Genomic DNA, 21,199 nt, shown 5'->3' on the forward strand with positions numbered 1-21,199 from the left:
GAAACGCAGAAACGAAAATAGTTCTTAGGGTTCTTTGAAAAAGTATTGGGGAGATTCCAGAGTGGCCAAATGGGACGGACTGTAACTCCGTTAGCGTAAGCTTTCGAAGGTTCGAATCCTTCTCTCCCCACACTTAAAATGGTCAGAAATTGAGACAAGGTTACAGGTTGTTTCGTGAAGATTTCTGATGTTACCAGTAAACAAGCGGGAGTAGCTCAGCTGGTAGAGCGACAGCCTTCCAAGCTGTAGGTCGCGGGTTCGAACCTCGTCTCCCGCTCTTTGATTGAAACAATGCAGCGCGAGCTGCATTGTTTTATTTTGCCGACGTAGCTCAGGGGTAGAGTACTTCCTTGGTAAGGAAGGGGTCGTGGGTTCAATTCCCATCGTTGGCTCAAGCGGTTTTATTATTGGGAATTTTCAGTTAAAACAAACAATACACCGTTTCACCTAAGAACTAAATACTTTCTAAAATGGCTAAAGAAAATTTTGATCGCTCCAAACCGCACGTAAATATCGGTACAATTGGGCACGTTGACCACGGCAAAACAACCTTGACGGCTGCTATTACTCAGGTTTTAGCGGGCAAAGGTCTAGCCGCAAAGAGAGATTTCTCTTCTATTGACAACGCTCCAGAAGAAAAAGAGCGTGGTATCACTATTAATACATCTCACGTTGAGTATGCAACTGAGAGCCGTCACTACGCGCACGTAGACTGTCCTGGTCACGCTGACTATGTGAAGAACATGGTTACTGGTGCTGCTCAGATGGACGGTGCTATCCTGGTAGTTGCTGCGACTGATGGTCCAATGCCACAAACTCGTGAGCACATTCTTTTGGCTCGTCAGGTAGGTGTTCCTGCTCTTGTTGTGTTCATGAACAAAGTGGACATGGTAGATGATCCAGAATTGTTAGAACTAGTTGAAATGGAAATCAGAGAGCTTCTTTCTTTCTACGATTTCGACGGTGACAACATTCCAGTTATCCAAGGTTCAGCTCTTGGTGGCTTGAACGGAGATGCTAAATGGGTGAAAACCATTGAAGAATTGATGGATGCGGTTGATAACCACATTCCAATTCCTGCTCGTTTAACTGACCTTCCATTCTTGATGCCAGTTGAGGACGTGTTCTCAATTACTGGTCGTGGTACAGTAGCTACTGGCCGTATCGAGCGTGGTATCATCAACTCTGGTGAGCAAGTGGATATCTTAGGTATGGGTGCTGAAGGCTTGAAGTCTGTAGTAACTGGTGTTGAGATGTTCCGTAAGATTCTTGACAGAGGTGAAGCTGGTGACAACGTAGGTCTATTGTTACGTGGTATTGAGAAAACTGATATCCGTCGTGGTATGGTTATCTGTAAGCCAGGTTCAGTAACTCCTCACATGAAGTTCAAAGCTGAGGTTTACGTTCTTTCTAAAGAAGAAGGTGGACGTCACACTCCATTCTTCAACAACTACCGTCCACAGTTCTACTTAAGAACCACTGACGTAACTGGTATCATCACTTTGCCAGAAGGTGTTGAAATGGTAATGCCTGGTGATAACATCACTATCACTGTTGATTTGATCAACAAAGTAGCGATGGAAAAAGGTCTACGTTTCGCTATCCGTGAAGGTGGTAGAACAGTAGGTGCCGGTCAGGTAACTGAAATCCTTGACTAATTACTGAAAAACATAAGTCCGCCTTGCTGAAAATGTAGGGCGGACTTGTTTTTTTAAGAAAAGAATAATACATTTGCACTCCATTTAAACGAATGGCGTGCATTTTTTTACGGGAGTAGCTCAATTGGTAGAGTAGTGGTCTCCAAAACCATTGGTTGTAGGTTCGAGTCCTACCTCCCGTGCAAATAGAGTTAATAGCATCAGAATGGGAAAGCTGACAAAATTTTTCAACGACGCTGTAGAAGAGATGCAGCACAAGGTTACCTGGCCAACCTACTCAGAGCTTCAGAAAAGTTCTATCTTAGTATTGGTAGGATCTGTTGTTTTTGCAGTCATTGTAGGTGCTATGGATTTTGTTTACGACTCCACCCTGGAATGGTTTTACAACCAATTCTAATTTAAGCTGGAGCAAATGGCAGATTTAAAATGGTATGTAGTACGGGCTGTTTCAGGCCAGGAGAAGAAAGCAAAGTCTTATCTTGAGAATGAGGTAGCGCGTCATAACTTAACGGAGATGGTGCCTCAGGTGCTAATTCCGTCAGAGAAAGTATATGAAATGCGGAACGGGAAAAAACGCGTAAGAGAGCGCAGCTTTTTTCCCGGTTATGTATTAGTCTTCGCAGATATCTCTAATGGTGAGGTGGAGCACTTAATTACCAGCACGCCAGGAGTCATTGGCTTCCTTGGTTCTGGTAATGGAAGAACAGATGAGAAGCCTGTTCCCTTGCGCATGGCAGAAGTGAACCGAATCCTAGGAAAGGTTGATGAAACAGACGAGCAAGTGGAAACTTTAGAGACTCCTTTTATTGTTGGCGAAACTGTGAAAGTAATGGACGGTCCATTCAACGGTTTCTCTGGTACAGTAGAGGAGGTGTTTGAAGAGCGCCGCAAGTTGAACGTGATGGTAAAGATCTTTGGGCGGAACACGCCAGTAGAACTTAACTACATGCAGGTAGAAAAAGAACAGTAGTAATAAATAATAATGGCAAAAGAAATAAAAGGTTATCTGAAACTTCAGGTAAAGGGAGGCGCCGCGAATCCAGCACCGCCGATTGGACCTGCACTTGGATCTAAAGGTCTTAACATCATGGAGTTCTGCAAGCAGTTCAACGCTAGAACCCAGGATAAGGCCGGCCAAGTATGCCCAGTTTTGATTACAATGTACACAGACAAGTCGTTTGACTTCGTAATTAAGACTCCTCCCGCTCCAGTATTGTTGATGGACGCTGCGAAAATCAAATCCGGATCTAAAGAGCCTAACCGTAACAAAGTAGGTTCTGTGACTTGGGATCAGATTCGCGAAATCGCTGAAATCAAAATGCCTGACCTGAATGCATTTAAAGTTGAGGCGGCAATGAAATTGGTAGCTGGTACCGCGCGTAGCATGGGTATCACAGTTAAAGGAACTGCTCCTTGGAGTGAGTAATTAAAAAGCAAATGGCTAGAATTTCTAAAAACAGAAAAGCAGTCTTAGCGAAGTACGACCCTAAAAAAGAGTACTCTTTGTTAGATGCAGCAGGCGTGGTGAAAGAAATCACTTTCACTAAGTTTGATGCCTCAGTTGACATTGATGTTCGTTTAGGTGTTGACCCGCGTAAGGCTGATCAAATGGTAAGAGGGGTAGTGACCCTTCCCCATGGAACAGGTAAAGATGTACGAGTATTAGTGCTGTGTACCCCTGACAAAGAGGATGAGGCGAAAGCTGCTGGTGCTGACTACGTAGGTCTTGACGAGTACATCCAGAAGATTGAAAAAGGTTGGACTGATATTGATGTGATCATCACTATGCCAGCTGTAATGGCAAAAGTAGGTAGACTAGGACGTATCTTAGGACCTCGTAACTTAATGCCAAACCCTAAGGCTGGTACTGTTACCACAGACGTAGCCAAAGCGGTGAAAGAAGTGAAAGCAGGTAAAATCGACTTCAAAGTTGACAAAACCGGTATCATTCACACCAGCATTGGTAAAGTTTCTTTCGGTCCAGATCAGATTGCGGCAAACGCAAATGAGGTGATTGCAACTCTTAACCGTTTGAAGCCTTCTTCCGCAAAAGGAACTTATATTAAGAGCATCACATTGTCAAGCACAATGAGTCCTGGTGTAGTAGTTGACAAAACCTCCATTTAACGAGAAGAGATGACACGGGAAGAGAAAGAAATCATTGTACGCGACCTGAGCGAGAAGTTTGCTCAAAACTCCTTCGTCTACATTACTGATGCTTCTGATTTAACAGTAGCAACTATCAATAAATTTAGAAGATTGTGCTTTGACAGAGGCATTGAGTACAAAGTTTACAAAAATACTCTGATTCGTAAAGCCTTGGATACTTTGGGAGGTGATACATCTGCATTAGATGTAGCTTTAAAAGGATCTTCAGGACTTATGTTTGAGCCAACGACAGGTAACGCACCTGCTAGATTGTTGCTTGATTTCCGCAAAACGGGTGCTAAAAAACCAGTTCTGAAAGGCGCTTACATAGATGCTAGCATCTACCTAGGCGATGAGCAACTGGATACCTTGAGCAAACTCAAGTCAAAAGAAGAACTTGTTGGTGAAATCATCGGCTTACTTCAATCTCCAGCTAAAAACGTTATTTCTGCCCTTCAGAGCGGTGGCAATATCCTTGCTGGATTGGTTAAAACATTATCAGAGAGAGAACAATAACATTTCAATTTTAAAACAACTTTTAATTACTAATAAAAATGGCAGATTTGAAAGCATTCGCTGAGCAGTTGGTTAACTTAACTGTAAAAGAGGTTAATGAACTTGCTACGATTCTTAAGGATGAGTATGGTATTGAGCCAGCAGCTGCTGCTCCTGTAATGGTAGCTGGTGGTGGTGGTGGTGACGCTGCAGCCGCTGTAGAAGAAAAAACATCTTTTGATGTAATCCTTAAGGCTGCAGGTGCCTCTAAGCTAGCAGTTGTGAAGCTAGTGAAAGAATTGACTGGTCTTGGCCTGAAAGAAGCTAAAGAATTGGTTGACGGCGCTCCAAAACCATTGAAAGAAGGTGTTGCTAAAGATGAAGCAGATTCATTGAAAAAGCAATTGGAAGAAGCTGGTGCTGAAGTGGAGGTTAAGTAATCCACACACTACCTTCCATTACCACAAAGGGTTAGACCTGGCATTTTCGTCAGGTCTTTTCCTGTTTGTACCTAGAAAAGATTTCTAGAAATTTCTGCTCCTGAGAGAACTAAACAGGGGCACGACAAAGTTTAAACGTAAAATCCTGACAACTTTGGCTACAAATAAAAAGACAGAGCGGATCAATTTTGCGTCCATTAAGTCGGTCATTGACTACCCAGACTTCCTGGACGTTCAGCTACAATCTTTTCAAGACTTTTTCCAGTTGGAAACCGCTGCCGAGAACCGCACGGAAGAAGGTCTTTTCAAGGTATTTGCTGAAAATTTTCCGATCTCTGATTCAAGAGAGAATTTCGTTCTGGAATTCGTAGACTACCACGTAGACCCACCAAAATACTCAGTAGATGAGTGTATTGACCGTGGGTTGACATATTCAGTACCCTTAAAAGCAAAGCTTCGTTTGATCTGTAATGATACAGACAACGAGGATTTCGAAACAATTGAGCAGGAAGTTTTCTTAGGAAACATTCCTTATATGACTGAGAAGGGTTCATTTGTGATCAATGGCGCTGAACGCGTGATTGTATCACAGTTGCACCGTTCACCAGGAGTGTTCTTTGCCCAAAGCAAGCACACAAATGGTACAAAATTATATTCTGCCAGAATTATCCCATTCAAAGGGTCTTGGATTGAATTCGCGACCGACGTGAACAACGTGATGTACGCGTACATTGATCGTAAGAAGAAATTCCCGGTAACAACCCTGTTGCGTGCAATTGGTTACGGAACGGACAAAGACATCCTGGACCTGTTCGGTTTGTCTGAGGAAGTGAAGGCCGACAAGAAGACGTTGAAAGGTGTAGTGGGCAGAAAGCTTGCTGCAAGGGTTCTACGCACCTGGACAGAAGACTTCGTGGATGAGGATACCGGTGAAGTGGTATCTATTGACCGTAACGAAGTTCTGTTAGAGCGTGACTCTGAGGTATCAGAAAACGATTTGGACATTATCATTGATTCAGGAGTGAAATCCATCATCCTGCATCGTGAGAATGTAAATATCGCTGACTATAACATTATCTACAACACCCTGCAGAAAGATAACTCTAACTCTGAGCAGGAAGCTGTTGAGCAAATTTACCGTCAGCTTCGGAACACCGAAGCACCAGACGTGGAGACTGCCCGTGACATTATCCAGAAGTTGTTCTTCAGCGATAAGCGTTACGACTTAGGTGATGTAGGACGTTACAGAATCAACAAGAAACTGGGTCTTGACAAAAACTGGGATGCCAAAGTATTGACCAATGAGGACATCGTTCTTATTGTGAAGTACCTGATTGGTCTCATCAACTCAAGAGCTGTTGTTGATGATATTGACCACTTGAGCAACCGTCGTGTAAGAACGGTAGGTGAGCAATTATATGCACAGTTTGGGGTAGGTCTTGCCCGTATGGCCAGAACCATCAAAGAGCGGATGAACGTGCGTGATAATGAGGAATTTAAACCAGTTGACCTGATCAACGCGCGTACGCTTTCTTCTGTAATCAACTCGTTCTTCGGAACAAACCAACTGTCTCAGTTCATGGACCAGACCAACCCTCTGGCAGAAATCACGCACAAACGTCGTGTGTCTGCATTAGGGCCAGGAGGTCTTTCCCGTGAACGTGCTGGTTTTGAGGTTCGTGACGTTCACTATACCCACTATGGCCGTCTTTGTACCATTGAAACGCCAGAGGGACCAAACATCGGTCTGATCTCTTCACTTTGCGTGCACGCTCGCGTGAACAGCATGGGCTTCATTGAAACTCCTTACCGCAATGTAGTGGAAGGAAAAGTAGATGTAACCCACCAAGTGAAGTACCTGACTGCAGAAGAAGAAGATACTCACCACATAGCACAGGCAAACGCAATCATTGATGATAACGGTAACTTCATCAACGATAAAGTGAAAGGCCGTTTTGAGGGTGACTTCCCGGTAGTAGAGCCAGAGCGCTATACCTACATGGACGTTGCCCCTAACCAGATCGTGTCGGTAGCAGCTTCGTTGATTCCGTTCCTGGAGCATGATGATGCGAACCGTGCCTTGATGGGATCTAACATGCAGCGCCAGGCGGTACCATTAGTGAAGCCACAAGCTCCTATTGTTGGTACAGGTCTGGAGTTAAGAGCTGCTCTTGATTCAAGAGCCTTAGTACGCGCAGAAGGCGAAGGTTACGTTCACTTTGTGGATGCAGACAAAATCATCATCCGTTATGACCTCTCTGAAGAAGAGAAGTTAGTAAGTTTTGATGCCGAGTTTGTGACCTATGATTTAATCAAATTCCGCCGCACAAACCAGGATACCTGTATCAACCTGACTCCATTGGTAAAGAAGAACGAGCGGGTAACCAAAGGACAAGCGCTTTGCGAAGGGTATGCTACCAACCAGGGAGAATTAGCCTTAGGAAGAAACCTACAGGTAGCATTCATGCCTTGGCAAGGTTACAACTTTGAGGATGCGATTGTAATCTCTGAGCGTGTAGTAAGAGATGATGTGTTCACCTCTATTCACATTGAAGAGTTTGAATTGGAAGTTCGCGAAACGAAGCGTGGTGAAGAGGAATTAACCTCTGAGATCCCGAACGTGAGCGAAGAAGCCGTTCGTAACCTAGATGAGAACGGTATCATCAGAATTGGTGCTGAAGTACGCGAAGGGGATATCCTGATTGGTAAAATCACTCCTAAAGGAGAGACGGACCCAACTCCGGAAGAAAAACTTCTTCGTGCCATCTTCGGGGACAAAGCTGGTGATGTGAAGGATGCTTCCTTGAAAGCGCCGCCATCATTAAATGGGGTGGTGATTGAGACGAAGTTATTCTCTCGTCCTAAGAAAGATAAAAACCTCCGCGCGAAAGCGAAGAAAGAGGTGGAAGAGCTGAAGGCAAGATACAACAGCGAACTCAAAGCCGTGAAGAACGTGATGATTGAGAAGCTGGTTACCTTGCTGGAAGGCAAAACAAGCCAGGGAGTTCGTCACCGTTTTGGAGATGAGATCCTGACCAAAGGAGCAAAATTCGGTAAGAAGAATATCTCTGAGGCACTTTTCCCTGACAAGAACCCTTACAAGGATGAAAGCAACTACGCTGTTCCGGAAGAGGTGAACATGTTCAAGGATTTAATCCTGGAAGGATGGACCGCTGACGAGCAGACAAACAAGATGTTGTTGGAACTGGTGAAAAACTACACCAAGCGCCGCAACATGATTTCTGCCCGTTTCAAACGTGACCGCTTCACTTTAGAGGTAGGAGATGAATTACCAGCCGGTATCGTGCAGTTGGCCAAAGTATACATCGCTAAGAAGCGTAAGCTGAAAGTGGGTGATAAGATGGCGGGTCGTCACGGTAACAAGGGGGTAGTAGCGCGTATCGTTCGTGAGGAAGATATGCCATTCCTGGAAGACGGAACACCAATGGACATCGTGTTGAACCCACTTGGGGTACCATCCAGGATGAACATCGGTCAGATCTACGAGACAGTACTTGGATGGGCTGGTTTGAAGTTAGGACGTACCTATGCGACGCCAATCTTTGACGGTGCTACTGAAGAGCAAGTTTCTGCTGAGTTGACCGAGGCTGGCTTGCCACGCTTTGGACGTTCTTATCTGTATGATGGTTTGAGTGGAGATCGTTTTGACCAACCAGTAACCGTAGGTGTGATTTACATGCTGAAACTGGGTCACTTGGTTGACGATAAGATGCACGCTCGTTCTATCGGACCATACTCGCTTATCACGCAGCAGCCATTGGGTGGTAAAGCCCAGTTTGGTGGTCAGCGTTTCGGTGAGATGGAGGTGTGGGCGTTGGAGGCCTTCGGTGCCGCTAACGTTCTGCAGGAAATCCTGACTGTGAAGTCTGACGACGTGATCGGCCGTGCGAAAGCATACGAAGCCATCGTGAAAGGTGACGTGTTGCCGAAGCCAAATATCCCTGAGTCGTTCAACGTGTTAATTCACGAGCTCAGAGGCTTGGCCTTGGAGATTACGCTAGACTAATAAGCTGTTTTAGTGGAGGTTTCAGGAAAAGAGGCTCAAAAGGCTCTATACTGAAATCTCCCTTTTACGCGTTAGTTAAGCCATTTAGTAAAAAGGAAATTTACATATCTAGCAACACATAACATGGCGTTAGCAAGAAATAAAAAATTAATCCAAGACTTCTCTAAAGTGACCATCTCTTTGGCTTCTCCAGAATCCATTCTGGAAAGATCAAACGGGGAGGTAACGAAACCTGAAACTATCAACTACAGAACTTACAAACCAGAGATGGGCGGTTTGTTCTGCGAGCGGATTTTCGGGCCAGTGAAGGATTGGGAGTGCCACTGCGGTAAATACAAGAGAATCCGTTACAAAGGGATTATTTGTGACCGTTGCGGGGTTGAAGTAACTGAGAAAAAAGTGCGTCGCGAGCGCATGGGCCATATTGAACTAGTTGTACCAGTAGCACACATCTGGTATTTCAAGTCATTGCCAAACAAAATTGGTTATCTGTTAGGCTTACCAACCAAGAAGCTTGACCAGATCATCTATTATGAACGGTACGTAGTAATCCAGCCAGGTATCTTGGGTGAAGACGGCGTGAACATGCTGGACTTCTTAACCGAAGATGAGTACCTGGACATGATTGACAAGCTGCCACGTGAGAACCAAATGTTGGACAACCATGATCCAAACAAGTTCATCGCGAAGATGGGAGCTGAAGCTCTTCAGATGTTATTGGAGCGCATTAACCTAGATGACCTTTCTTATGATCTGCGTTATTCAGCTGCCCATGAGACTTCTCAGCAGCGGAAAGCAGAAGCGTTGAAGCGTCTACGTGTAGTAGAGGCTTTCCGTGATGCCGCAACTCGTATTGAGAACAAGCCTGAGTGGATGGTAATCCGCATGGTGCCTGTAATTCCACCAGAATTGCGTCCGTTGGTTCCGTTGGATGGTGGTCGTTTCGCTACGTCTGACTTGAACGACTTATATCGTCGCGTTATCATCCGTAACAACCGTCTGAAGCGTCTGATCGAGATCAAAGCACCAGAGGTAATCCTTCGTAACGAGAAGCGTATGCTTCAAGAGGCGGTTGACTCCCTGTTCGACAACTCACGTAAAGTGAACGCTGTTCGTGCAGAAGGTAACCGTGCCCTGAAATCACTTTCTGACATGCTGAAAGGTAAGCAAGGACGTTTCCGTCAGAACTTGCTTGGTAAGCGTGTGGATTATTCAGGTCGTTCCGTAATTGTGGTAGGTCCAGAACTGAAACTGCACGAGTGCGGTCTGCCTAAGAACATGGCAGCTGAGCTTTTCAAACCATTCATCATCCGTAAGCTTATTGAGCGCGGGATCGTGAAGACGGTAAAGTCTGCGAAGAAAATCGTAGACAGAAAAGACCCGGTTGTATGGGATATTTTGGAAAACGTGCTGAAAGGACACCCAGTACTATTGAACCGTGCTCCTACGCTCCACAGATTAGGTATTCAGGCCTTCCAGCCGAAACTGATTGAAGGAAAAGCGATTCAGCTGCACCCATTAGTAACCACAGCATTCAACGCCGACTTTGACGGTGACCAGATGGCGGTACACGTTCCACTAGGACCGGCAGCTATCCTGGAAGCCTCTATGTTGATGTTGGCTTCGCATAACATCCTGAACCCTGCCAATGGTGCTCCAATTGCAGTACCTTCTCAGGACATGGTGTTGGGCTTATACTACGTAACCAAAGGCAAGCGCTCTACTGAGAATGAAAAAATTCAAGGGGAAGGCATGTCTTTCTACTCAGCCGAAGAAGTTATCATCGCCATCAATGAAGGCCAGCTTTCTAAGCATGCTTACATCAAGGTGCGGGTAAAAATACTGGATGAGAACAACCAATTAGTAACGAAGCTTATTGAGACCGTTGCTGGTAGAGTATTGTTCAACCAGTTCGTGCCAGAGGAAGTAGGGTATGTAGACGAACTTCTGTCTAAAAAGAAATTGCAGCAGATTATCTCCCGCGTGTTCAAAGTAACCGGTATGGCGAGAACTGCTCAGTTCCTGGATGATATAAAAACTCTTGGGTTCCAGTCTGCCTACAAAGGCGGTCTATCCATGGGCTTGGGTGACATCGTGATCCCGAAAGAGAAAGACATCCTGGTAGGCCAAGCCAAAAAAGATGTAGATGCTGTTTGGGCTAACTACTCTATGGGTCTTATCACAGATAACGAGCGTTACAACCAAGTAATTGATATCTGGACCCGTATCAACAATCAGATTACTGAGACGTTGATGTCCCGTCTGGAGAAAGACGACCAAGGCTTCAACTCCATCTTCATGATGATGCACTCAGGCGCTCGTGGTTCCAGAGAGCAGATCCGTCAGTTGGGTGGTATGCGGGGTCTGATGGCAAAACCGCAGAAGTCTTTACAAGGCTCAGTAGGGGAGATCATTGAAAACCCAATTCTTTCCAACTTCAAAGAAGGTCTGGATGTAATTGAGTACTTCATCTCTACCCACGGTGCTCGTAAAGGTCTTGCGGATACAGCCTTGAAAACGGCGGATGCGGGTTACCTAACCCGTCGTTTAGTGGACGTTTCCCAAGATGTGATTGTAAACGAGTCTGACTGCGGTACTTTACGTGGACTTGAGGTAAGTGCTCTGAAAGACAACGAGGATATCGTGGAGTCTCTGTCTGAGCGTATCCTGGGTCGTGTAAACGTGCATGACATCATTGATCCGATTACCGGCGAATTGATCCATGAGTCAGGACGCGAAATCACCGAAGAAGTAGCCCGTTTCATTGAGAACACGGCTATTGAAAGCGTAGAGATTCGTTCTGTATTGACATGTGAGACCAAGCGTGGTATTTGTGCGAAATGCTACGGCCGTAACCTTTCTACTGGCCGCATGGTGCAGAAAGGTGAGGCAGTTGGCGTAATCGCAGCACAATCTATTGGTGAGCCAGGTACACAGTTGACACTTCGTACCTTCCACGTGGGTGGTACAGCGTCTAACATTGCCGTTGATGCCGCTATCCGTGCTAAGTTTGCCGGAGTGGTGGAGTTTGAAGATGTGAGAACAATTGAAACAGCCAATGCTGAAGGCGAACCTGTGAAAGTAGTAATGGGTCGTTCAGGTGAGGTGAAAATTGTTGATCCAACTACAGGCAAGCTGTTAATCAGCAACCACGTTCCTTACGGTTCATTCCTGATTGTAGATGAAGGACAGACTGTAGCCAAAGGAGACGAGTTGTGTAACTGGGATCCCTATAATGCGGTTATCCTTTCTGAGTTTGACGGTACCATTGCTTACGAATCTATTGTGGAAGGTATCACCTTCCGTGAGGAGTCAGATGAGCAGACTGGTCATCGTGAGAAAGTGATCATCGAGACAAAAGATAAAACCAAGAACCCTGCCATTGTCATTAACCCCGTAAATGGTGAGCCTAAAACTTACAACATTCCAGTAGGTGCTCACTTAACTGTAGAAGATGGACAAAAAATCAAAGCAGGTCAGATCATCTCTAAGATCCCACGTGCTATTGGTAAGACCCGAGATATCACGGGTGGTCTGCCACGTGTTACGGAGCTGTTTGAGGCACGTAACCCGTCTAACCCAGCAGTAGTGAGTGAGATTGACGGTGTGGTTACTTATGGTGGCGTGAAACGCGGAAACCGTGAGATCTACATTGAGTCTAAGGACGGTGTGAAGAAGAAGTACATGGTACCTCTTTCCAAGCACATCCTGGTTCAGGACAATGACTTTGTACGTGCCGGTGTTCCGTTGTCAGATGGTGCTATCACGCCAAACGATATCCTGAACATACAAGGGCCTGGTGCTGTGCAGGAATACTTAGTGAACGAGATTCAGGAGGTATACCGCTTGCAGGGTGTGAAGATCAATGACAAGCACATTGAAGTAGTGGTTCGTCAGATGATGCAGAAAGTGAACGTGATCGATCCAGGTGATACCAGCTTCCTGGAGAACCAAACAGTTGATAAAGTAACGTTCATGGAAGAAAACGACATGATCATTGACATGAAAGTAGTGGAAGATGCAGGTGACTCAACTGCCATGAAACCAGGAATGATTGTGACGGCGCGTCGTCTACGTGATGAAAACTCAAGCTTGAAACGTCGTGATTTACGCATTGTAACGGTTCGTGATGCTCAACCAGCAGTGTCAAGACCAACCTTGCAAGGGATCACACAAGCTTCTTTGGGCACGCAAAGCTTTATCTCGGCAGCTTCCTTCCAGGAAACTACCAAAGTATTGAGCGAAGCAGCAATCAAAGGAAAGGCAGACGAATTACTGGGCTTGAAAGAGAACGTAATCGTGGGTCACTTAATCCCGGCAGGTACCGGCTTACGCGAGTACTCAAAGATAATTGTTGGCTCAAAAGAGGAGTACGAATCTCTTACTGCGAGCAGACAGTCAGGCGTGAGAACAAAACAAGGCGAACTGCAAGAGAAATAAGATGGCTTCTGCTGAACAACAAGGACAAATCAACATTGAGTTGACAGAGGAAATAGCCGAGGGCGAGTACGCAAACCTTGCCATGATCGCACATTCCCACAGTGAATTCGTGATTGATTTTATCCGCCTGATGCCAGGTATTCCAAAGGCAAAAGTAAAGTCAAGAGTGGTGATTACTCCAGAGCATGCCAAACGTTTCTTGGCTGCTTTGGAGGAAAACATCCTAAAGTATGAGCAAAGTTTTGGGGCCATAAAGCAGACGCCGGAGGCCCCAAGCTTTCCGCTCAATTTTGGGGGAACAATTGGCGAAGCATAAGCCATTAATAATTAATGAATTAAAACTTTGAATTTGCAAAGGAGATTTTATACCTTTGCAAACCATTTTTTGAAGAGAGAAATCAGTTTAAAAAGTTAGTAAATGCCTACTATACAACAATTAGTAAGAAAGGGAAGAGAAGCGCTAACATCAAAGTCTAAGTCTCCAGCTCTTGACTCATGCCCGCAAAGACGTGGCGTGTGCACACGCGTTTACACAACCACACCTAAAAAGCCAAACTCAGCAATGAGAAAAGTGGCTCGTGTGCGTTTGACAAACGGCAAAGAAGTCAATGCCTATATCCCGGGTGAAGGTCACAACCTGCAAGAGCACTCTATTGTGCTAATCAGAGGTGGTCGTGTGAAAGACTTACCAGGTGTAAGATATCACATTATCCGTGGTGCGTTAGACACTGCCGGTGTAAATGGTCGTCTACAGTCCCGTTCTAAATACGGAGCAAAACGTCCTAAGCCAGGTCAACCAGCAGCAGCTGCAGGTAAAGGCGGTAAGAAAAAATAATTGAGTTAAGACAATGAGAAAAGCGAAACCAAAGAAGAGAATTCTTCTTCCTGATCCAAAATACAAAGAAACTCTGGTTACCCGTTTTGTTAACTACCTGATGGTAGACGGTAAAAAGAGTGTGGCATACAAGATTTTCTACGATGCTTGCGATTTAGTTGAAAGAAGAACTAAAGAAAACGGGTTAGATACCTGGAAAAAAGCATTGAACAACATTATGCCAGGTGTAGAGGTGAAAAGCCGCCGTGTAGGTGGTGCTACTTTCCAGGTACCAACTGAGGTGCGCCCGGATAGAAAGATTTCTCTTGGTATCAAATGGATGATTTCTTACGCTCGCAAGAGAGGTGAGAAAACAATGATGGATAAATTGGCTGGTGAAATTATCGCCGCCGCCAAAGGAGAAGGTGCTGCTGTGAAGAAGAAAGATGATACTCACAGAATGGCAGAAGCCAACAAGGCATTCTCACATTTCAGATTCTAAGAATGGCTAGGGATTTAAAATTCACAAGAAACATAGGTATTGCCGCGCACATTGATGCCGGTAAAACTACAACCACAGAGCGTATTCTTTACTATGCTGGTGTAAGCCACAAAATAGGAGAGGTACACGATGGGGCTGCCACCATGGACTGGATGGAGCAGGAGCAGGAAAGAGGTATTACCATTACTTCTGCTGCAACCACTGTAGGCTGGGAATACAGAGGTGATAAATACCACATCAACATTATTGATACACCAGGTCACGTTGACTTTACCGTTGAGGTAAACCGTTCCTTACGTGTATTAGATGGTTTAGTATTCTTGTTTAGCGCAGTTGATGGTGTTGAGCCACAGTCTGAGACTAACTGGAGGCTTGCTGATAACTACAAAGTAGCACGTATCGGTTTCGTTAACAAAATGGACCGTTCTGGCGCTGACTTCCTTGCTGTTTGTAAGCAAGTGAAAGAAATGCTGGGCAGCAACGCTGTTGCGCTTCAGTTACCAATTGGTGCTGAAGATGACTTCAAAGGAGTTGTTGACTTAGTAAACTTCAGAGGTATTGAATGGAATGAGCACGATAAAGGGATGACCTTTAGAGAAGTTCCAATTCCTGACGATATGTTGGAAGAGGCAACTGAATATCGCGAGAAGTTATTGGAAGCAGTAGCTGATTATGATGAGTCTTTGATGGAAAAATACTTCGATGATCCTGAAACGATCACTGAAGATGAAATCATGAACGCTCTTCGTAAAGCAACTATTGACATGGCTATTGTGCCAATGCTTTGCGGTTCTTCTTTCAAAAATAAAGGTGTACAAACAATGCTTGACTATGTGATGGCATTGATTCCTTCACCTCTAGATAAGGATCACATTGTTGGTACTAACCCTGATACAGGCGAAGAGGTGACACGTAAGCCTAGCGAAAGCGAGCCATTTGCAGGCCTTGCTTTTAAAATTGCTACTGACCCTTATGTAGGCCGTCTTTGCTTTGTGCGCGCCTATTCAGGAGTACTGGAGTCTGGTTCGTACGTGTACAATACTCGTTCAAACAACAAAGAGCGTATCTCCCGTATTTTCCAGATGCACGCTAACAAGCAGAACCAAATAGAGAGATTGGCAGCTGGTGACATTGGAGCGGTAGTAGGCTTTAAAGACATCAAAACTGGTGATACCCTTTGCGACCAGAACGCTAAAATTGTACTGGAATCAATGGACTTCCCAGAGCCGGTAATTGGATACGCTATTGAGCCTAAAACTCAGGCTGACTCTGATAAAATGGGTATGGCAATTGCCAAACTTATTGAAGAAGATCCAACCTTGCAGGTGAATACAGATGAAGAGACAGGCCAAACCATCTTAAGAGGTATGGGCGAGCTTCACCTGGAAATCATCATCGACCGGATGAAGCGTGAGTTCAAGGTAGAATTGAACCAAGGTGCGCCTCAGGTTGCTTACAAAGAAACTATCACGAAGCAAATTGAGCATCGTGAGGTTTACAAGAAGCAGTCAGGTGGTCGTGGTAAGTTCGCGGATATTGTATTCACGATGGGCCCGCGTGAAGATGGAAAAACTGGTCTCGAGTTTGAGAACGCCATTGTTGGTGGTGTGATCCCAAGAGAATTCATCCCTCCAGTTCAAAAAGGATTTGAAGAAGCAATGAAAAATGGTATTCTTGCTGGTTTCCCAGTAGATTCCATGAAAGTACGCTTATTCCACGGTTCTTTCCACGATGTTGACTCTGATGCATTATCATTTGAATTAGCGGCTCGTGCAGGTTTCAAAGAAGCAGGTAAGCAGTGTGCTCCTAAACTTCTTGAGCCAATCATGGCAGTAGACGTGGTAACTCCAGATGAGTACACAGGTCCGGTTACTGGTGACTTGAACAGAAGAAGAGGTATCATGAAAGGTATGGATACCAAAGGTACTTCTACTGTGGTAAAAGCTGATGTTCCATTATCTGAGCTATTTGGTTACGTGACAGACTTACGTACCATTACTTCAGGAAGAGCAACTGCTTCTCTTACTTTCTCTCACTACGAGCAAGTACCGCAGAACTTGGCAGATGGGATCATCGCAAAAATTAAAGGGACTTCGAAATAGTTGAAATAGAATGAATCAAAAGATCAGAATCAAACTGAAATCTTACGATCACAATCTGGTTGATAAATCATCAGAGAAAATCGTGAAAGCGGTAAAAGCAACTGGTGCGATCGTGAGTGGTCCCATTCCTTTGCCTACTGAAAAAGATATCTTCACTGTTTTGCGTTCACCACACGTGAACAAAAAAGCAAGAGAGCAATTCCAACTTTGTACTTACAAAAGACTAGTAGATATCTACTCTACTTCTTCTAAAACAGTAGATGCGTTGATGAAGCTTGAACTACCAAGCGGCGTTGATGTAGAAATCAAAGTTTGATAAACTATTTATGCATAAAAAAAGGGAGAGGGGAACCTCTCCCTTTTTTTATGCATATAGGGGAAATTGAAAATCTCAGAATTTGAAATCATCTAATTAATTAAAAAGCCAAATCTGTGCTTGGGGAGAAAAGGTGATTCAAACCAATTTTAGAAAAAGAGGCTTGAAACAGAAATAAGCAAACAATAATAAAGAATTAGAAGTCAAGTAGAAGGAGATAAGGAGTGGAACAGGTTCTATTAAAAAAATACATTAGTATCTGAAAACAAATAATTTAGGATAGCTTGTAAAATAAAAATTAAATATAGAACTTTGCACTCCCGAAAAATGGACCCATTTAACGGAGAAATAAATTCATTGTTTAAATAAAAAAGTAGAATGCCTGGAATTATCGGTAAGAAAATCGGAATGACAAGCCTCTTCACTCCTGAAGGGAAGAGCGTGGCCTGTACTTTGATTCAAGCAGGACCATGCGTAGTAACTCAGGTTAAAACGCAGGAAACAGACGGCTATACAGCTGTTCAGCTTGGGTACGGAGAGAAGAAAGTGAAAAGAGTAAGCAAGGCGCTTGCCGGACACTTTGCAAAAGCCAATACCACTGCTAAGAAGAAATTAGTAGAGTTCAGATTGGATGATGTAGCTTCTTTCTCACTGGGAGACGAAGTAAATGTAAACTCATTTGCAGAAGGTGAGTTCGTTGATGTTGTAGGTACCTCAAAAGGTAAAGGTTTCCAAGGGGTTGTGAAACGTTACAACTTTGCTGGTGTGGGCGGTCAGACGCACGGTCAGCATAACAGAGCAAGACACCCTGGTTCAATTGGAGCCTGCTCATGGCCATCCAGAGTATTCAAAGGAATGCGTATGGCTGGAAGAATGGGTGGAGACCGTGTAAAGGTTCAGAACTTACGCGTATTACGCATTTTGCCAGAGCAAAATTTACTAGTAGTTAGCGGTTCTATCCCAGGTGCTAAAAATTCATTTATTGTAGTTGAGAAATAAGATGGAGCTATCAGTATTAAATAGTAAAGGGGAAGATACTGGAAGAAAAGTAACTCTTCCAGAGTCTGTATTTGGCGTAGAGCCAAATGAGCATGCCATGTACCTGGATGTTAAACAGTATTTAGCGAACCAGCGTCAAGGAACCCACAAATCAAAAGAACGTGCTGAGGTTGCTGGTTCAACCAAAAAGATCAAGCGTCAAAAAGGAACTGGTGGAGCAAGAGCTGGTTCTATGAAATCACCAGTATTTAAAGGTGGTGGACGTGTTTTTGGGCCAAGACCAAGAAACTATAGCTTCAAATTGAATAAAAAATTGAAGTCTTTAGCAAGACTTTCAGCTCTTTCTCAATTGGCAAAAGATGAGCGTCTGGTGTTAGTAGATAACATCACCATTGATACTCCAAAAACAAAGAGCTTTGCTGCAATTTTGCAGAGCCTTAAAGTAGGAGAAAGAAAAACGTTGATCGTTACCAAAGAAGCTAATGCTAACGTGGTTCTGTCAAGCAGAAACCTGGCTAACGTAAAAGTTTCTACTCCTGGTGCTCTTACTACTTATGATTTGTTGAACGCCAACAAGGTAGTTTGTTTAGAGGAATCTCTTTCTGTTTTTGAGGAAATTTACACATCGAAATAATGAGTATCTTAAAAAGACCATTATTGACTGAGAAGCTGACTGCCATGAATGAGGCAGGCAAATATGCTTTTGAGGTTGATAGAAAAGCCAATAAGATTGAGATCAAGAAAGCGATCCAGTCACGTTACGGTGTAACGGTAGAGAAAATCTCTACCATGAGAACCCAAGGAAAATTGAAGTCTCGTAACACTAAATCAGGTGTTGTAACCGGGCGTACAGTATCCTCTAAGAAGGCGATTGTTACTTTGAAAGCAGGGGAAGTAATCGATTTCTATAGCGGAATATAAGCAATTAAGAGAATGGCATTAAAAAAACTAAGACCGACAACACCAGGTCAAAGATTTAGAATTGCGCCTGCCTTCACTGAAATCACGAAGAGCGAGCCTGAGAAATCTTTGTTGGCATCCATAAAAAAATCTGGTGGACGTAACAATTCAGGAAGAATGACCATGCGCTATACAGGCGGTGGTCACAAGAAAAGATTCCGTATAATCGATTTCAAAAGAACGAAATACGGAGTGCCTGCAACTGTAAAAGCGATTGAGTACGATCCGAACAGAACAGCGCGTATCGCCCTGTTGTACTACGCGGATGGTGAGAAAGCTTATATCATTGCTCCAGCTGGTTTGGCAGTGGATGCAACCGTAGTATCTGGCCCAGGAGTAGCTCCAGAAGTAGGTAACGCGTTACCACTTTCTGATATTCCACTGGGTACTATTGTACACAACATCGAATTAGCTCCTGGTCAAGGTGCTGTACTGGCAAGAAGCGCAGGTTCTTATGCGCAGCTGGTAGCCCGTGAAGGCCGTTACGCAACTTTGAAATTACCTTCTGGTGAGATGAGAATGGTTCTGGTAAACTGTATGGCTACCGTAGGAACTGTTTCTAACGCAGACCATATGAACGTGAAGCTTGGTAAAGCTGGACGTAGCAGATGGATGGGTATCAGACCAAGAGTAAGAGGTGTTGCCATGAACCCTGTAGATCACCCAATGGGCGGTGGTGAAGGTAAGTCATCTGGAGGTCACCCAAGATCACGTAATGGTCTTTACGCGAAAGGTCAGAAGACTAGAAACAAAAATAAATTCTCTGAGAACCTGATTGTTAATAGAAGGAAAAAATAAGTAATGGCAAGATCATTAAAAAAAGGGCCTTATATTGACTACAGGCTCGATAGAAAAGTGCAGACAATGGATGAGTCTGGTAAGAAAGCGGTGATCAAGACTTGGTCACGCCGTTCTATGATCTCTCCAGATTTTGTAGGTCATACGTTTGCAGTACACAACGGAAATAAATTCATTCCTGTGTATGTAACAGAAAACATGGTAGGTCACAAATTAGGCGAATTCGCTCCTACCCGAAACTTTAGAGGCCATATTGCTAAGAAAGATAAAGGTAAAAGATAATGGAAGCGGTTGCTAAATTAAACAATGTGCCTAGCTCACCTCGGAAGATGAGACTGGTAGCGAACTTAATCCGTGGGAAAAGAGTTACCCAAGCCTTAGGTTTATTAAAATTTACACCAAATGCCGGCGCTCCTAAATTGGAGAAACTTCTTTTATCTGCTTTATCTAACTGGCAAGCAGCTAATGAAGATGCCCGCATTGAGGATGCTAATCTGTATATTAAAGAGATTAGAGTAGATGAAGGAAAGATGCTGAAGCGCTTGCGTCCTGCTCCGCAGGGTCGTGGCCACAGAATCAGAAAAAGATCTAACCACGTGACACTTGTGATTGATTCTAAAGTGGAAGTGGAGACAGTTGAAACATCTACCTCTAACGAAGCCAAATAGTTATAATGGGACAAAAAGTTAATCCAGTAGGCCTAAGACTAGGTATTGTTAAAGGCTGGGACTCTAATTGGTTCGGAGGAAAGGATTTCGCTGATAAACTGATTGAAGACGAAAAAATCCGCAAATATATCCTGGCCCGTATTCCGAAAGGAGGTATCTCGAAAATCATCATCGAGAGAACTCTTAAAAGAATCACCATCACCATCAACACTGCCCGCCCGGGAGTGGTAATTGGAAAAGGTGGCCAAGAGGTAGATAAGATCAAAGAAGAGCTTAAAAAAATCACCAGCAAAGATGTTCAAATCAACATCTTTGAAATCAAACGTCCAGAATTGGATGCAAAATTAGTAGGTGAGTCAGTAGCCCAACAGTTGCAAGCTCGTATCTCTTTCAGAAGAGCTATGAAACAAGCAATTGCCTCTGCGATCAGAGTAGGTGCTGAAGGTATCAAGATTCAAGTATCTGGCCGCTTAGGTGGTGCTGAAATGGCTCGTACTGAGCATTACAAAGAAGGACGTACTCCTTTGCATACTTTGAGAGCTGATATTGACTATGCTCTGTCAGAAGCTCAGACCGTTTATGGTAAACTGGGTATCAAAGTGTGGATCTTCAAGGGAGAAGTATTCGGTAAGCGTGACTTATCTCCTAATGCTGGTCAACAAAGTGGTGGTCAATCTGCAGGTCCTCGCAACGAAAGAGGCGAGAGAGGTGGAAACGATCGCGGCGACCGTAGAGACAACAACCGCAACAAGCGCCCAGGTGATGGAAACCAGAAGCGTAGCGGTGGTGGACCTAACAAGCGCAAGTAGTTGTTCAATTTTTAGGAATTTAA

At 44.3% G+C, this 21,199-nt stretch carries 21 protein-coding genes and 4 tRNA genes; all 25 read left to right on the plus strand.

What is annotated here, in order from left to right:
- Nucleotides 1-47: 47 nt before the first annotated feature.
- The 25 genes from DC20_RS11525 (at nucleotide 48) to rpsC (ending at nucleotide 21,176) form a co-directional block, all read left to right on the plus strand.
- Nucleotides 48-130 (plus strand) — tRNA-Tyr (locus DC20_RS11525).
- 74 nt (nucleotides 131-204) lie between these two features.
- Nucleotides 205-277: transfer RNA gene (locus DC20_RS11530), tRNA-Gly, on the plus strand.
- A 43-nt stretch (nucleotides 278-320) separates the two neighbouring features.
- Nucleotides 321-392 (plus strand) — tRNA-Thr (locus DC20_RS11535).
- A gap of 78 nt (nucleotides 393-470) precedes the next feature.
- Entirely contained in the window at nucleotides 471-1,658 is a 1,188-nt protein-coding gene (gene tuf, locus DC20_RS11540) for an elongation factor Tu (protein ID WP_062543967.1), read from the plus strand.
- Nucleotides 1,659-1,767: 109 nt separating this feature from the next.
- A tRNA-Trp gene (locus tag DC20_RS11545) sits at nucleotides 1,768-1,840 on the plus strand.
- A 23-nt stretch (nucleotides 1,841-1,863) separates the two neighbouring features.
- Nucleotides 1,864-2,055, plus strand: a complete 192-nt coding sequence (gene secE / locus DC20_RS11550) for a preprotein translocase subunit SecE (protein ID WP_062543968.1) — start codon at nucleotides 1,864-1,866, stop codon at nucleotides 2,053-2,055.
- A gap of 15 nt (nucleotides 2,056-2,070) precedes the next feature.
- Nucleotides 2,071-2,628: a transcription termination/antitermination protein NusG gene (gene nusG / locus DC20_RS11555; RefSeq protein WP_062543969.1), complete on the plus strand. Its 558-nt coding sequence runs from the start codon at nucleotides 2,071-2,073 to the stop codon at nucleotides 2,626-2,628.
- Between the two features lie 12 nt (nucleotides 2,629-2,640).
- On the plus strand, nucleotides 2,641-3,084 hold the full coding sequence (gene rplK, locus DC20_RS11560; RefSeq protein WP_062543970.1) for a 50S ribosomal protein L11: 444 nt from the start codon (nucleotides 2,641-2,643) through the stop codon (nucleotides 3,082-3,084).
- Nucleotides 3,085-3,095: 11 nt separating this feature from the next.
- Nucleotides 3,096-3,785 (plus strand): 50S ribosomal protein L1, encoded by a 690-nt coding sequence (gene rplA / locus DC20_RS11565; protein WP_062543971.1) that lies wholly within the window; start codon nucleotides 3,096-3,098, stop codon nucleotides 3,783-3,785.
- 9 nt (nucleotides 3,786-3,794) lie between these two features.
- On the plus strand, nucleotides 3,795-4,322 hold the full coding sequence (gene rplJ, locus DC20_RS11570) for a 50S ribosomal protein L10 (RefSeq protein WP_062543972.1): 528 nt from the start codon (nucleotides 3,795-3,797) through the stop codon (nucleotides 4,320-4,322).
- 38 nt (nucleotides 4,323-4,360) lie between these two features.
- A complete protein-coding gene (rplL, locus tag DC20_RS11575) occupies nucleotides 4,361-4,741 on the plus strand; it encodes a 50S ribosomal protein L7/L12 (protein WP_062543973.1) in 381 nt (126 codons plus the stop codon).
- Between the two features lie 154 nt (nucleotides 4,742-4,895).
- Complete coding sequence (gene rpoB, locus DC20_RS11580) at nucleotides 4,896-8,768, plus strand: DNA-directed RNA polymerase subunit beta (protein WP_062543974.1); 3,873 nt, start codon at nucleotides 4,896-4,898, stop codon at nucleotides 8,766-8,768.
- 123 nt (nucleotides 8,769-8,891) lie between these two features.
- Nucleotides 8,892-13,208, plus strand: a complete 4,317-nt coding sequence (gene rpoC, locus DC20_RS11585) for a DNA-directed RNA polymerase subunit beta' (RefSeq protein ID WP_062543975.1) — start codon at nucleotides 8,892-8,894, stop codon at nucleotides 13,206-13,208.
- Between the two features lies 1 nt (nucleotide 13,209).
- The gene (locus tag DC20_RS11590; RefSeq protein ID WP_062543976.1) at nucleotides 13,210-13,524 is read left to right on the plus strand and encodes a DUF3467 domain-containing protein; all 315 of its coding nucleotides are present in this window, start codon (nucleotides 13,210-13,212) and stop codon (nucleotides 13,522-13,524) included.
- A gap of 102 nt (nucleotides 13,525-13,626) precedes the next feature.
- Nucleotides 13,627-14,043, plus strand: a complete 417-nt coding sequence (gene rpsL / locus DC20_RS11595; RefSeq protein WP_048919295.1) for a 30S ribosomal protein S12 — start codon at nucleotides 13,627-13,629, stop codon at nucleotides 14,041-14,043.
- A 13-nt stretch (nucleotides 14,044-14,056) separates the two neighbouring features.
- Nucleotides 14,057-14,524: a 30S ribosomal protein S7 gene (rpsG, locus tag DC20_RS11600; protein WP_062543977.1), complete on the plus strand. Its 468-nt coding sequence runs from the start codon at nucleotides 14,057-14,059 to the stop codon at nucleotides 14,522-14,524.
- A 2-nt stretch (nucleotides 14,525-14,526) separates the two neighbouring features.
- Nucleotides 14,527-16,626, plus strand: coding sequence for an elongation factor G (fusA, locus tag DC20_RS11605; RefSeq protein ID WP_062543978.1), 2,100 nt, complete (start codon nucleotides 14,527-14,529; stop codon nucleotides 16,624-16,626).
- Between the two features lie 10 nt (nucleotides 16,627-16,636).
- Nucleotides 16,637-16,942, plus strand: a complete 306-nt coding sequence (rpsJ, locus tag DC20_RS11610) for a 30S ribosomal protein S10 (RefSeq protein WP_048919298.1) — start codon at nucleotides 16,637-16,639, stop codon at nucleotides 16,940-16,942.
- Nucleotides 16,943-17,320: 378 nt separating this feature from the next.
- Entirely contained in the window at nucleotides 17,321-17,941 is a 621-nt protein-coding gene (rplC, locus tag DC20_RS11615; RefSeq protein ID WP_062543979.1) for a 50S ribosomal protein L3, read from the plus strand.
- Nucleotide 17,942: 1 nt separating this feature from the next.
- A complete protein-coding gene (gene rplD / locus DC20_RS11620; RefSeq protein ID WP_062543980.1) occupies nucleotides 17,943-18,575 on the plus strand; it encodes a 50S ribosomal protein L4 in 633 nt (210 codons plus the stop codon).
- Nucleotides 18,575-18,862 carry a 50S ribosomal protein L23 gene (gene rplW, locus DC20_RS11625; RefSeq protein WP_062543981.1) on the plus strand — a complete coding sequence of 96 codons (288 nt, stop codon included), beginning with the start codon at nucleotides 18,575-18,577 and terminating at the stop codon, nucleotides 18,860-18,862. The genes rplD and rplW overlap by 1 nt, the downstream gene beginning before the upstream one ends.
- Before the next feature lie 12 nt (nucleotides 18,863-18,874).
- The gene (gene rplB / locus DC20_RS11630; RefSeq protein WP_062543982.1) at nucleotides 18,875-19,699 is read left to right on the plus strand and encodes a 50S ribosomal protein L2; all 825 of its coding nucleotides are present in this window, start codon (nucleotides 18,875-18,877) and stop codon (nucleotides 19,697-19,699) included.
- A gap of 3 nt (nucleotides 19,700-19,702) precedes the next feature.
- Nucleotides 19,703-19,981 carry a 30S ribosomal protein S19 gene (gene rpsS, locus DC20_RS11635; RefSeq protein ID WP_048919303.1) on the plus strand — a complete coding sequence of 93 codons (279 nt, stop codon included), beginning with the start codon at nucleotides 19,703-19,705 and terminating at the stop codon, nucleotides 19,979-19,981.
- Nucleotides 19,981-20,367, plus strand: coding sequence for a 50S ribosomal protein L22 (rplV, locus tag DC20_RS11640; RefSeq protein WP_062543983.1), 387 nt, complete (start codon nucleotides 19,981-19,983; stop codon nucleotides 20,365-20,367). The genes rpsS and rplV overlap by 1 nt, the downstream gene beginning before the upstream one ends.
- Before the next feature lie 5 nt (nucleotides 20,368-20,372).
- The gene (gene rpsC, locus DC20_RS11645; protein ID WP_062543984.1) at nucleotides 20,373-21,176 is read left to right on the plus strand and encodes a 30S ribosomal protein S3; all 804 of its coding nucleotides are present in this window, start codon (nucleotides 20,373-20,375) and stop codon (nucleotides 21,174-21,176) included.
- The last annotated feature ends 23 nt before the right edge of the window (nucleotides 21,177-21,199 follow it).

The sequence above is a fragment of the Rufibacter tibetensis genome, from assembly GCF_001310085.1.
GTDB classification, from domain to species: Bacteria; Bacteroidota; Bacteroidia; order Cytophagales; family Hymenobacteraceae; genus Nibribacter; species Nibribacter tibetensis.